The organism is Enterobacter sp. UCD-UG_FMILLET (genome assembly GCF_000762975.1).
Taxonomy (GTDB): domain Bacteria; phylum Pseudomonadota; class Gammaproteobacteria; order Enterobacterales; family Enterobacteriaceae; genus Enterobacter; species Enterobacter dykesii.
In genome coordinates, this window is record NZ_JRJC01000013.1 from 1 (window position 1) to 12,880 (window position 12,880).

General features: G+C 57.6%; 7 protein-coding genes and 1 rRNA gene. 7 read left to right on the forward strand and 1 reads right to left on the reverse strand.

Annotation, left to right across the window (positions count from 1 at the left end; all coding sequences use genetic code 11):
* Positions 1 to 85 precede the first annotated feature (85 nt).
* From rrf to aceK, 5 genes are all read left to right on the forward strand, one after another.
* A 5S ribosomal RNA gene (gene rrf / locus LA04_RS06295) occupies positions 86 to 201 on the forward strand.
* A gap of 180 nt (positions 202 to 381) precedes the next feature.
* The gene (metA, locus tag LA04_RS06300) at positions 382 to 1,311 is read left to right on the forward strand and encodes a homoserine O-acetyltransferase MetA (RefSeq protein ID WP_047650890.1); all 930 of its coding nucleotides are present in this window, start codon (positions 382 to 384) and stop codon (positions 1,309 to 1,311) included.
* Positions 1,312 to 1,581: 270 nt separating this feature from the next.
* The gene (gene aceB / locus LA04_RS06305; protein ID WP_047650891.1) at positions 1,582 to 3,183 is read left to right on the forward strand and encodes a malate synthase A; all 1,602 of its coding nucleotides are present in this window, start codon (positions 1,582 to 1,584) and stop codon (positions 3,181 to 3,183) included.
* A gap of 31 nt (positions 3,184 to 3,214) precedes the next feature.
* The gene (gene aceA, locus LA04_RS06310) at positions 3,215 to 4,519 is read left to right on the forward strand and encodes an isocitrate lyase (protein ID WP_023334117.1); all 1,305 of its coding nucleotides are present in this window, start codon (positions 3,215 to 3,217) and stop codon (positions 4,517 to 4,519) included.
* A 51-nt stretch (positions 4,520 to 4,570) separates the two neighbouring features.
* A complete protein-coding gene (gene aceK / locus LA04_RS06315; RefSeq protein WP_047650892.1) occupies positions 4,571 to 6,322 on the forward strand; it encodes a bifunctional isocitrate dehydrogenase kinase/phosphatase in 1,752 nt (583 codons plus the stop codon).
* 21 nt (positions 6,323 to 6,343) lie between these two features.
* Here aceK and iclR read toward each other — a convergent pair whose 3' ends face one another.
* Positions 6,344 to 7,174 carry a glyoxylate bypass operon transcriptional repressor IclR gene (iclR, locus tag LA04_RS06320; protein WP_126331118.1) on the reverse strand — a complete coding sequence of 277 codons (831 nt, stop codon included), beginning with the start codon at positions 7,172 to 7,174 and terminating at the stop codon, positions 6,344 to 6,346.
* Positions 7,175 to 7,367: 193 nt separating this feature from the next.
* Between iclR and metH the strand changes: the two genes are divergently transcribed.
* Positions 7,368 to 11,051 carry a methionine synthase gene (metH, locus tag LA04_RS06325; protein WP_047650894.1) on the forward strand — a complete coding sequence of 1,228 codons (3,684 nt, stop codon included), beginning with the start codon at positions 7,368 to 7,370 and terminating at the stop codon, positions 11,049 to 11,051.
* Positions 11,052 to 11,167: 116 nt separating this feature from the next.
* Complete coding sequence (locus LA04_RS06330; RefSeq protein ID WP_047650895.1) at positions 11,168 to 12,799, forward strand: Na/Pi cotransporter family protein; 1,632 nt, start codon at positions 11,168 to 11,170, stop codon at positions 12,797 to 12,799.
* The last annotated feature ends 81 nt before the right edge of the window (positions 12,800 to 12,880 follow it).

The window sequence follows — 12,880 nt, forward strand, 5'->3', positions numbered from 1 at the left end:
GAGGCTTAACCTTACAACGCCGAAGGTGTTTTGGCGAAGAGACAGACAATCAAATTTCAGCTTTGATACAGATTAACAGAATTTGCCTGGCGGCTTTAGCGCGGTGGTCCCACCTGACCCCATGCCGAACTCAGAAGTGAAACGCCGTAGCGCCGATGGTAGTGTGGGGTCTCCCCATGTGAGAGTAGGGAACTGCCAGGCATCAATCAGAAGAACCCCGTACCGTAAGGTGCGGGGTTTTTTGCTTTTGTTTTTCTCCTCCCCCTGTTCCTGAAACTTTCTCACCTTGGACATGCAGACTCGACTTTCCAATCGTTTCTGGGTATCGTTAGCTGTCTGGATGTCTAAACGTTTATACGTATGCTGTGAGGATATAAAGTTATGCCGATTCGGGTGCAGGACGAGCTACCAGCCGTCAATTTCTTGCGTGAAGAAAACGTCTTCGTCATGACGGCTTCGCGTGCGACAGGTCAGGAAATTCGCCCGCTGAAGGTGCTTATTCTCAATCTGATGCCAAAAAAGATCGAAACAGAAAACCAGTTCCTGCGTCTTCTGTCGAACTCCCCGCTGCAGGTCGATATTCAGCTGCTGCGAATCGATGCCCGCGAGTCGCGTAACACGCCTGCTGAGCACCTGAATAACTTCTACTGCAACTTTGATGACATTCAGGGGGAAAACTTCGACGGGCTGATTGTGACCGGCGCGCCGCTCGGTCTGGTGGAATTTAACGATGTCGCTTACTGGCCGCAGATCAAACAGGTTCTGGAGTGGGCAAAAGATCACGTTACCTCCACATTGTTTGTCTGTTGGGCGGTACAAGCCGCGCTGAATATTCTTTATGGCATCCCCAAGCAAACCCGTACTGAAAAGCTCTCCGGCGTATACGAACACCACATTCTTCAACCGCATGCGTTGCTGACGCGCGGTTTCGATGACTCCTTCCTGGCCCCGCATTCTCGCTACGCCGATTTCCCTGCCCAGCTGATTCGTGATTACACCGATCTGGAGATCCTGGCCGAAACGGAAGACGGGGATGCTTACCTGTTTGCCAGCAAGGATAAACGCATTGCTTTTGTGACCGGGCATCCTGAATACGATCCGCATACTCTCGCGTCAGAGTATTTCCGTGATGTCGAAGCGGGTCTTAATCCGGATGTACCGTACAACTATTTCCCGAAAGACGATCCGCAGAACAAACCGAGAGCAACCTGGCGCAGTCACGGGAATTTGCTTTTCACTAACTGGCTCAACTATTACGTCTACCAGATCACGCCATACGATCTGCGACACATGAATCCGACGCTGGAGTAATCTTCTGCCCTAAACGATCCTAAAGCGTTTCAGCTATTCAAATCAGGCACCTTCGGGTGCCTTTTTTATTTCCGAAATGTCACTCACCATTCGATAAAACTTTAATCTCAATAAAATCAATAAATTAATTGCAATTAGCAATTAAAATGGAAATTGTTTTTGATTTTGGAAAAAATATAGATAGTCTTAATTCTGCTGAGCGAAAACTACCCAACGATCTTTCGTTCGCATCGGGGGCGGCATTTTGGATCTTTGATGAGGAGCAGAGTAATGACTCAACAGGCAACGACGGTCGATGAACTGGCCTTTACCCAGCCGTATGGCGAGCAAGAACAGCAGGTTTTGACGGCGGAAGCGGTAGAATTTCTGACTGAACTGGTGACCCGCTTTACGCCACAGCGCAATAAGCTGCTGGCGGCACGTATTCATCAGCAGCAGGAAATTGACGATGGCAAGTTGCCTGGATTCATTTCGGAAACCGCTTCCATTCGACGTGGCGAGTGGAAAATCCGCGGCATCCCTGAAGATTTACAGGATCGTCGCGTTGAGATCACTGGTCCGGTAGAGCGCAAAATGGTGATCAACGCCATGAATGCCAACGTTAAGGTCTTCATGGCCGATTTTGAAGATTCACTGGCGCCAGACTGGAACAAAGTTATCGACGGGCAGATCAACCTGCGCGACGCCGTGAACGGCACCATCAGCTATACCAACGAAGCCGGCAAAATTTACCAGCTCAAACCGAACCCGGCGGTGCTGATCTGTCGCGTACGCGGTCTGCACCTGCCTGAAAAACATGTCACCTGGCGTGGGGAAGCCATTCCGGGCAGCCTGTTTGATTTCGCACTTTATTTCTTCCACAACTACAAAGCCCTCCTGGCTAAAGGCAGCGGTCCCTATTTCTATCTGCCAAAAACGCAGGCCTGGCAGGAAGCGGCCTGGTGGAGCGAAGTGTTCAGCTACGCGGAAGATCGTTTCAACCTGCCGCGCGGTACCATCAAGGCCACGCTGCTGATTGAAACGCTGCCAGCCGTGTTCCAGATGAATGAAATTCTGCACGCCCTGCGCGACCACATTGTCGGCCTGAACTGTGGACGCTGGGACTATATTTTCAGCTACATCAAAACCCTGAAAAACTACCCCGACCGCGTACTGCCGGATCGCCAGGTTGTGACCATGGATAAACCGTTCCTGAGTGCCTACTCGCGTCTGCTGATCAAAACCTGTCACAAGCGCGGCGCCTTTGCGATGGGCGGCATGGCGGCATTTATCCCGAGCAAAGACGCAGAGCGCAACAATCAGGTGCTCAACAAGGTGAAGGCCGACAAAGAGCTTGAAGCCCGTAACGGTCACGACGGCACGTGGATTGCCCATCCTGGCCTTGCCGATACGGCGATGGAGGTTTTCAACCGCGTTCTCGGCGACAACAAAAACCAGCTGTTTGTCACGCGTGAAGACGATGCCCCAACGGCTGAAGAACAGCTGCTGGCTCCGTGCGCGGGCGAGCGTACGGAAGAGGGCATGCGTGCCAATATTCGCGTCGCGGTCCAGTACATCGAAGCGTGGATCTCCGGCAACGGCTGTGTGCCTATCTATGGACTGATGGAAGATGCCGCGACGGCGGAGATCTCACGTACCTCCATCTGGCAGTGGATCCACCATCAAAAAACGCTCAGCAACGGCAAGCCGGTGACCAAATCCCTGTTCCGCCAGATGCTGGCCGAAGAGATGCGGGTGATCCAGGACGAGCTGGGCGAACACCGCTTCAGCAGCGGGCGTTTTGACGACGCTGCGCGCCTGATGGAGCAAATCACCACATCAGATGACTTAATCGACTTCCTGACCCTGCCGGGCTACCGCTTCCTGGCGTAACTCACCACATAACAATATGGAGCATCTGCACATGAAAACCCGTACCCAACAAATCGAAGAGTTGAAGAAAGAGTGGACACAGCCTCGCTGGGAAGGCATCCGCCGTCCTTACAGCGCGGAGGAAGTGGTGAAATTACGCGGCTCGGTCAATCCGGAATGCACGCTGGCACAGAACGGTGCGGCGAAAATGTGGAAGCTGCTGCACGGTGGCTCTAAAAAGGGCTACATCAACAGCCTCGGTGCGCTGACCGGCGGTCAGGCGCTGCAGCAGGCGAAGGCCGGTATTGAAGCTATCTACCTCTCCGGCTGGCAGGTTGCGGCGGATGCTAACCTGGCGTCCAGCATGTACCCGGATCAGTCGCTCTATCCGGCGAACTCCGTGCCGTCGGTGGTGGATCGGATCAACAATACCTTCCGTCGAGCGGATCAGATCCAGTGGGCCGCCGGTATCGAACCCAACGATCCGCGCTTTATTGACTATTTCCTGCCGATCGTCGCGGATGCGGAAGCGGGCTTCGGCGGCGTGCTGAACGCCTTCGAGCTGATGAAATCGATGATTGAGGCCGGTGCAGCGGCCGTTCACTTCGAAGACCAGCTGGCGTCAGTGAAAAAATGCGGACACATGGGCGGTAAGGTGCTGGTTCCTACACAGGAAGCCGTACAGAAGCTGGTTGCCGCGCGTCTGGCTGCTGACGTGCTCGGCGTGCCGACGCTGGTGATTGCCCGTACCGATGCGGACGCGGCGGACCTGATCACCTCTGACTGCGACCCGTACGACAGCGAGTTCATCACCGGCGAGCGCACCAGTGAAGGCTTCTATCGTACCCACGCGGGTATCGAGCAGGCAATTAGCCGCGGTCTGGCGTACGCGCCGTACGCGGACCTGGTCTGGTGTGAAACGTCTACGCCGGATCTGGCGCTGGCAAAACGCTTTGCCGACGCCATCCACGCGAAATACCCGGGCAAACTGCTGGCCTACAACTGCTCGCCGTCATTTAACTGGCAGAAAAAGCTGGATGACAAAACCATCGCCAGCTTCCAGCAGCAGCTGTCCGACATGGGCTACAAATACCAGTTCATTACCCTGGCAGGCATCCACAGCATGTGGTTCAACATGTTCGACCTGGCGCACGCCTATGCGCAGGGTGAGGGCATGAAACACTACGTTGAGAAGGTGCAGCAGCCGGAGTTTGCGGCGGGTAAAGACGGTTATACCTTTGTGTCTCACCAGCAGGAGGTGGGAACTGGCTACTTCGATAACGTGACGACCATCATTCAGGGCGGCACCTCCTCCGTCACCGCCTTAACGGGTTCAACGGAAGAAGCACAGTTCTAATCTTTTCCCCCTCTCCCCTCTCGGGGAGAGGGTTGGGGTGAGGGGGAATATATGTCGCGTGGCCTGGAATTGCTGATTGCCCAAACTATTTTGCAGGGCTTCGATGCCCAGTATGGTCGTTTTCTTGAAGTAACATCCGGCGCGCAGCAGCGCTTCGAACATGCAGACTGGCATGCGGTTCAGCAGGCCATGAAGCAGCGTATCCATCTCTATGACCACCACGTTGGTCTGGTGGTGGAGCAGCTGCGCTGTATTACCGACGGTAAAAGCCCGGACGCGGAATTTTTACTGCGCGTGAAGGAGCACTACACCCATTTGTTACCCGATTACCCGCGCTTCGAGATTGCGGAGAGCTTTTTCAACTCCGTCTATTGCCGGTTATTTGACCACCGCTCACTATCTCCTGAGCGGTTATTTATCTTCAGCTCCCAGCCCGAGCGACGCTTTCGAACCATTCCCCGTCCGCTGGCGAAAGATTTCTTTCCCGATCGAGGATGGGAAAAGCTCCTGCACCGCGTGCTAACGGATCTGCCGCTGCGACTGCCCTGGGAGAATAAAACCCGGGATATCGGTTATATCCACGCGCATCTCAACGAAACCTTCGGCGCGGAGGTGCTCAGCCATAGCCATTTGCAGGTGGCCAACGAGCTTTTCTACCGCAATAAAGCCGCCTGGCTGGTGGGCAAACTGGTTACGCCGACTGCCATTGTGCCGTTTCTGCTGCCCATTCACCGTACCGACGACGGGGAACTGTTTGTCGATACCTGCCTGACCACCAGCGCCGAGGCCAGCATTGTGTTTGGCTTCGCCCGCTCCTATTTCATGGTATACGCTCCGCTGCCTGCCGCCCTGGTGGAGTGGCTGCGTGAGATCCTGCCGGGCAAAACCACCGCCGAGCTGTATATGGCGATTGGTTGCCAGAAGCACGCCAAAACGGAAAGCTACCGGGAGTACCTGCGCTATGTCACTGCCGCCGATGAGCAGTTTATCGAAGCGCCCGGTATTCGCGGCATGGTGATGCTGGTGTTTACGCTGCCGGGTTTCGACCGGGTCTTTAAGGTGATTAAAGACAGATTCGCGCCGCAGAAAGAGATGACCGCCGCGCACGTTCGCGCCTGCTATCAGCTGGTGAAAGAGCACGATCGCGTCGGGCGCATGGCGGATACCCAGGAGTTCGAAAACTTTGTGCTGGATAAACAGCAGATCGACCCGGCGCTCATGGCGCTGTTAATGCAGGAAGCGCCCGCGAAAATCACCGATCTGGGTGATAAAATCGTGATTAGCCATCTCTACATCGAACGCCGCATGGTGCCGCTAAATATCTGGCTTGAGCAGTCCGAAGGTCAGGCACTGCGGGATGCCATTGAAGAATACGGCAACGCGATTCGCCAGCTTGCCGCCGCCAATATTTTCCCGGGCGACATGCTGTTTAAAAACTTCGGCGTCACCCGTCACGGGCGGGTGGTATTCTACGATTACGATGAAATTTGCTACATGACCGAGGTGAACTTCCGCGATATACCACCGCCCCGCTACCCGGAAGATGAGCTGTCCGGCGAGCCGTGGTACAGCGTCTCGCCGGGCGATGTGTTTCCGGAGGAGTTTCGCCACTGGCTGTGCGCTGACCCGCGCATCGGGCCGCTATTCGAAGAAATGCATGAGGATCTGTTCCGCGCCAGCTACTGGCGCGGGCTGCAAATGCGGATCAAAAACGGGCATGTGGAAGATGTGTACGCTTACCGACGTAAACAGCGGTTTTGCATCAGGTTTCCTCCCTCTCCCTGTGGGAGAGGGCCGGGGTGAGGGCATCAGGCCGCCTCAATCTTAACGAATCCCACCGTACGCCAGCGTCACCTCTTTCGCCGCCTTAATCACCAGCGCGCCCAGCTCGGTCACGCGGTCGTCGGTCATGCGCGAAATCGGACCGGAGATGGAGATGGCGGCAAACGGCTCGCGGTGCTCGTCAAAAATGCAGGACGCGAGGCAGCGCAGGCCCAGGGCATGTTCTTCATCATCAAACGAATAGCCGCGCTTGCGGGTCAGGGCCAGATCTTCTTTCAGATGCACGGGCGATACCAGCGTGGCGTGAGTATAGGCGTGCAGCCCTTTACGGTGCAGCAGCCCCGTCACCTGCTCTTCGCTTAGCTGCGAGAGAAACGCTTTCCCCGCCCCGGAGGCATGCATCGGCAGCTTGCCGCCAATCGGTGCGGACATGCGCATCAGCTGCGTGCACTGCACCTGGTCGATGATAATCGCCTGGTGGTCGCTCTGGTCCAGCACCGCCAGGTTTACGGTCTCGCCGGACTCCTCCATAAGCTTGCGCAGAATCGGGTGCACAATCGCCAGCAGGTTGCGGCTCTGCAGGAAGCTGCTGCCGACGATAAACGCATGCGCGCCCACCGCCCAGTGTCCCAGCTCGCCGACCTGGCGGACAAAGCCCAGCTGCTGCATGGTGGTCAGCAGGCGATGCGTCGTGGAGTTCGGCAGGCCAGCCTGCTGGGCCAGCTCCGTCAGGGCCACGCTGCCGTGCGACTCGGCTATCCACTCCAGCAGCTTCAAACCGCGCGTGAGCGATTGAACCTGTCCGCCCTGTTGTGTGGCGGCGGTGGTGGCAGCAGGTTTTCTGCCGCGTTTAGCGGGAACGGTCGCGACCATGACGATCTCCTTTTTCTGTATCGTGGAAATCATTTTCGTTTTATTTGGTGAATTTGCAACCGTTATCCTGACTGATCGGAGGAGTGATGGTGAACATGTCTCATGTTACCGCTGTGCGGCTTTTCCACCCTACGAGATTGTGCCAGTATGGAACGCAGCCTTTTGGCCTTGTTGAGCGTTGTCGGGAGCAAGTGTGAGCAGCAAAGTAGAGCAACTGCGTGCGCAGTTAAATGAACGAATTCTGGTGCTGGACGGCGGCATGGGCACCATGATCCAGGGGTATCGTCTGAGTGAAGACGATTTCCGCGGCGAACGCTTTGCCGACTGGCCCTGCGACCTGAAAGGGAACAACGACCTGCTGGTGCTCAGCAAGCCGTCCGTCATTAAGGATATCCACAACGCCTACTTCGAAGCGGGTGCGGATATCGTTGAAACCAACACCTTCAACTCGACAACCATCGCCATGGCGGATTACCAGATGGAATCCCTGTCGGCGGAAATCAACCTGGAAGCCGCGAAGCTGGCGCGCGCCTGCGCCGACGAGTGGACGGCCCGCACGCCGGACAAGCCTCGCTACGTTGCGGGGGTGCTTGGCCCGACGAACCGCACCGCGTCGATTTCACCGGACGTCAACGACCCGGCGTTTCGTAATATCACATTCGATCAGCTGGTTGCGGCCTACCGGGAATCGACCAGAGCGCTGGTGGAAGGCGGTTCCGATCTGATCCTGATTGAAACCGTATTCGACACCCTCAACGCCAAGGCCGCGATTTACGCGGTGAAAGAGGAGTTCGAGGCGCTGGGCGTTGACCTGCCGATCATGATTTCCGGCACCATCACCGACGCCTCCGGCCGTACCCTGTCCGGTCAGACCACCGAAGCGTTTTATAACTCCCTGCGCCACGCCGAAGCGCTCTCCTTTGGCCTGAACTGCGCGCTGGGGCCTGATGAGCTGCGCCAGTACGTGCAGGAACTTTCCCGCATCGCGGAATGCTACGTCACCGCCCACCCGAACGCCGGTCTGCCGAACGCGTTCGGTGAATACGATCTCGATGCCGACACCATGGCGGCGCAAATCCGCGAGTGGGCCGAGTCTGGCTTCCTGAACATCGTTGGCGGCTGCTGCGGCACCACGCCGGAGCACATCGCGGCCATGAGCAACGCCGTCGCCGGTCTGCCGCCGCGCAAGCTGCCCGAGCTTCCGGTTGCCTGTCGCCTTTCCGGCCTGGAGCCGTTGACCATCGGCGACGACAGCCTGTTTGTGAACGTGGGTGAGCGTACTAACGTCACCGGTTCGGCAAAGTTCAAGCGCCTGATTAAAGAAGAGAAATACAGTGAAGCGCTGGACGTTGCCCGCCAGCAGGTGGAAAGCGGCGCGCAGATTATCGATATCAACATGGATGAGGGGATGCTCGACGCCGAAGCGGCGATGGTGCGTTTCCTCAACCTGATTGCCGGTGAGCCGGACATCGCCCGCGTGCCGATCATGATCGACTCGTCCAAATGGGGAGTCATCGAAAAAGGGCTGAAGTGCATCCAGGGTAAAGGCATCGTCAACTCTATCTCGATGAAAGAGGGCGTTGATATCTTTATCCACCACGCGAAGATGGTCCGCCGCTACGGTGCCGCCGTGGTGGTCATGGCCTTCGACGAAGTGGGCCAGGCGGATACCCGCGAGCGCAAAATTGAGATATGCCGCCGCGCGTACAAGATTTTGACCGAAGAGGTGGGCTTCCCGCCGGAAGACATTATCTTTGACCCGAATATCTTCGCCGTCGCGACCGGGATTGAAGAGCACAACAACTACGCTCAGGACTTTATCGGGGCATGTGAGGACATCAAGCGCGAGCTGCCGCACGCGCTGATCTCCGGCGGCGTATCAAACGTGTCGTTCTCGTTCCGCGGTAACGACCCGGTGCGTGAGGCGATCCACGCCGTGTTCCTCTACTACGCCATCCGCAACGGCATGGACATGGGGATCGTTAACGCCGGCCAACTGGCGATTTACGACGACCTGCCCGCAGAGCTGCGCGATGCCGTAGAGGACGTGATCCTTAACCGTCGCGACGACGCCACCGAGCGCATGCTGGACCTGGCGGAGAAATACCGCGGCAGCAAATCGGATGAGGCGGCAAATGTTCAGCAGGCCGAGTGGCGTTCCTGGGACGTAAAAAAGCGTCTGGAATACTCGCTGGTCAAAGGCATCACCGAATTTATCGAGCTTGATACCGAAGAGGCGCGCCAGCAGGCAGCCCGCCCGATTGAGGTGATCGAAGGTCCGCTGATGGACGGCATGAACGTGGTCGGCGATCTGTTCGGCGAGGGCAAAATGTTCCTGCCGCAGGTGGTGAAATCCGCCCGCGTGATGAAGCAGGCGGTAGCGTATCTTGAGCCCTACATCGAAGCCAGCAAAGAGAAAGGCTCCAGCAACGGCAAGATGGTTATCGCCACCGTGAAGGGCGACGTGCACGACATCGGCAAGAATATCGTCGGCGTAGTGCTGCAGTGTAATAACTACGAAATTATCGACCTTGGCGTGATGGTCCCGGCGGACAAAATCCTCAAGACCGCGCGCGAAGTGAATGCTGACCTGATTGGCCTCTCCGGGCTTATTACGCCGTCGCTGGACGAAATGGTCAACGTGGCAAAAGAGATGGAGCGACAGGGCTTCACCATTCCACTGCTGATTGGCGGGGCGACCACCTCGAAAGCGCACACGGCGGTGAAAATCGAGCAGAACTACAGCGGGCCGACGGTCTACGTGCAGAACGCCTCGCGCACGGTGGGCGTGGTCTCCGCGCTGCTCTCCGACACACAGCGCGACGAGTTTGTTGAGCGCACCCGCAAAGAGTACGAAACCGTTCGCATCCAGCACGGGCGCAAGAAACCGCGCACGCCGCCAGTTTCGCTTCAGGCGGCGCGCGACAACGATCTGGCGTTTGACTGGTCGAGCTACACGCCACCGGTCGCGCATCGCCTGGGCGTTCAGGAGGTCAGCGCCAGCATCGAAACGCTGCGCAACTACATCGACTGGACGCCGTTCTTTATGACCTGGTCGCTGGCGGGCAAATATCCTCGTATCCTGGAGGATGAGGTGGTTGGCGAGGAGGCGAAGCGCCTGTTTAAAGACGCCAACGACATGCTCGACACGCTGAGCGCGGAGAAAACCCTTAACCCGCGCGGCGTGGTGGGCCTGTTTCCGGCCAACCGCGTGGGCGACGACGTTGAAATTTACCGCGATGAAACCCGCACCCACGTGCTGGCAGTCAGCCGCCATCTGCGCCAGCAAACCGAGAAAGTAGGCTTTGCCAACTACTGCCTGGCCGATTTCGTCGCACCTAAGTTAAGCGGTAAGGCCGATTATATCGGCGCTTTTGCCGTGACGGGCGGTCTGGAAGAAGACGCGCTGGCGGACGCGTTCGAAGCGCAGCACGATGATTACAATAAAATCATGGTGAAAGCGATTGCCGACCGCCTCGCGGAAGCCTTCGCCGAGTACCTGCACGAGCGCGTGCGCAAGGTGCACTGGGGCTACGCGGCGAATGAAAACCTCAGCAATGAGGATCTGATCCGCGAAAACTACCAGGGCATTCGCCCGGCGCCGGGCTATCCGGCCTGCCCGGAGCACACCGAAAAAGGCACCATCTGGAAGCTGCTGGACGTGGAAGCCCATACCGGCATGAAGCTCACCGAGTCGTTCGCCATGTGGCCAGGGGCGTCCGTTTCCGGCTGGTACTTCAGCCATCCGGACAGCAAGTATTTCGCCGTGGCGCAGCTGCAGCGGGATCAGATTGAAGATTACGCCCTGCGCAAAGGCATGAGCGTGTCTGAAGTGGAGCGCTGGCTGGCGCCAAATCTCGGCTACGACGCCGACTAAAATCACTTTTCCTTACAACAAACAGGGCGCTCATTGGGTGCCCTGTCTCTTTCTTACGTTTAAACCCTTATACTGAATCTAAGGAAAATGAATAACGATAAGGAGGAAAACCTTCCGTGCTGACACTGTTACACCTGCTCTCTGCAGTGGCCCTGCTCGTATGGGGCACCCATATCGTCCGTACCGGCGTGATGCGCGTATTTGGCGCGCGCTTGCGTACCGTTCTCAGCAGCAGCGTTGAGAAGAAGCCGCTCGCCTTCTGCGCGGGCATTGGCGTAACGGCACTGGTTCAGAGCAGTAACGCCACGACCCTGCTTGTCACCTCCTTTGTGGCGCAGGATCTGGTGGCGCTGGCCCCGGCGCTGGTCATTGTGCTGGGAGCTGATGTGGGTACCGCGCTGATGGCGCGTGTCCTGACCTTCGATCTCTCCTGGCTGTCGCCGCTGCTGATTTTTATCGGCGTTATCTTCTTCCTCGGCCGCAAGCAGACGCGCGCCGGACAGCTCGGGCGCGTAGGGATAGGCCTGGGGCTGATCCTGCTGGCGCTGGAGCTGATTGTGCAGGCGGTCACGCCAATCACCGAGGCCAACGGCGTGCAGGTCATCTTCGCTTCCCTGACCGGGGACATTATGCTGGATGCTCTGATTGGCGCGGTGTTTGCCATCGTCAGCTACTCCAGCCTGGCGGCGGTTCTTCTGACGGCGACCTTAACCGCCACAGGGGCGATCTCCTTCCCGGTGGCGCTGTGTCTGGTGATCGGGGCCAACCTCGGCTCCGGCCTGCTGGCGATGCTCAATAACAGCGCGGCCAACGCCGCAGCCCGCCGCGTGGCCCTCGGCAGCCTGCTGTTTAAGCTGGTGGGCAGCCTGATTATTCTGCCGTTCGTTCACCCGCTGGCGAACCTGATGGACAATCTCCCGCTGCCGAAGGCGGAGCTGGTGATCTACTTCCACGTGTTCTACAACCTGGTGCGCTGCCTGGCGATGGTGCCTTTTGCCGGGCCGATGGCCCGCTTCTGCGAACGTCTCATTCAGGACGAACCTGAGCTGGATGCGCGCCTGAAGCCGAAGCACCTGGATACGTCCGCGCTGGATACCCCGGCGCTGGCGCTGGCGAATGCCGCGCGCGAGACGCTGCGCATGGGTGACGCAATGGAAACCATGCTCGAAGGACTGCAAAAGGTGATGCACGGCGAGCCGCGTGAAGAGAAAGAACTGCGCAGACTGGCGGACGATATCAACGTGCTCTATACCGCCATCAAGCTTTATCTGGCGCGTATGCCGCAGGACGAGCTAGCGGAAGAGGAGTCCCGCCGCTGGGCGGAAATTATCGAGATGTCGCTTAACCTTGAGCAGGCCTCGGATATCGTTGAGCGTATGGGCAGCGAGATCGCCGACAAATCCCTGGCCGCGCGTCGTGCGTTCTCCGTTGAAGGCCTGAAGGAGCTGGAAGCGCTGCACGAACAGCTGGTCAACAACCTCAAGCTGGCGATGCTGGTCTTCTTCTCCAGCGACGTGCCGAGCGCGCGTCGCCTGCGTCGCAACAAGCATCGTTTCCGCATTCTGAACCGCCGCTACTCGCACGCGCACGTTGAGCGTCTGCACCAGCAGAACGTGCAGAGCATCGAAACCAGCTCCCTGCATCTGGGGCTGCTGGGGGATATGAAGCGTCTCAACTCGTTGTTCTGCGCGGTGGCGTACAGCGTGATGGAACAGCCGGATGAAGACGACGAGCGGGATGAGTATTAATCTCTGAAAGCGCCTCGCAGATCCTCTCCTTGAGGCGTGACCATACTCCACTGAAAACGTAACGTCACTCCACAGGTCATA

Coding starts and splice junctions, on each gene's coding strand:
- metA (WP_047650890.1), top strand. CDS start 382: ATGCCGATTCGGGTGCAGGACGAGCTACCAGCCGTCAATTTCTTGCGT.
- aceB (WP_047650891.1), top strand. CDS start 1,582: ATGACTCAACAGGCAACGACGGTCGATGAACTGGCCTTTACCCAGCCG.
- aceA (WP_023334117.1), top strand. CDS start 3,215: ATGAAAACCCGTACCCAACAAATCGAAGAGTTGAAGAAAGAGTGGACA.
- aceK (WP_047650892.1), top strand. CDS start 4,571: ATGTCGCGTGGCCTGGAATTGCTGATTGCCCAAACTATTTTGCAGGGC.
- iclR (WP_126331118.1), bottom strand. CDS start 7,174: ATGGTCGCGACCGTTCCCGCTAAACGCGGCAGAAAACCTGCTGCCACC.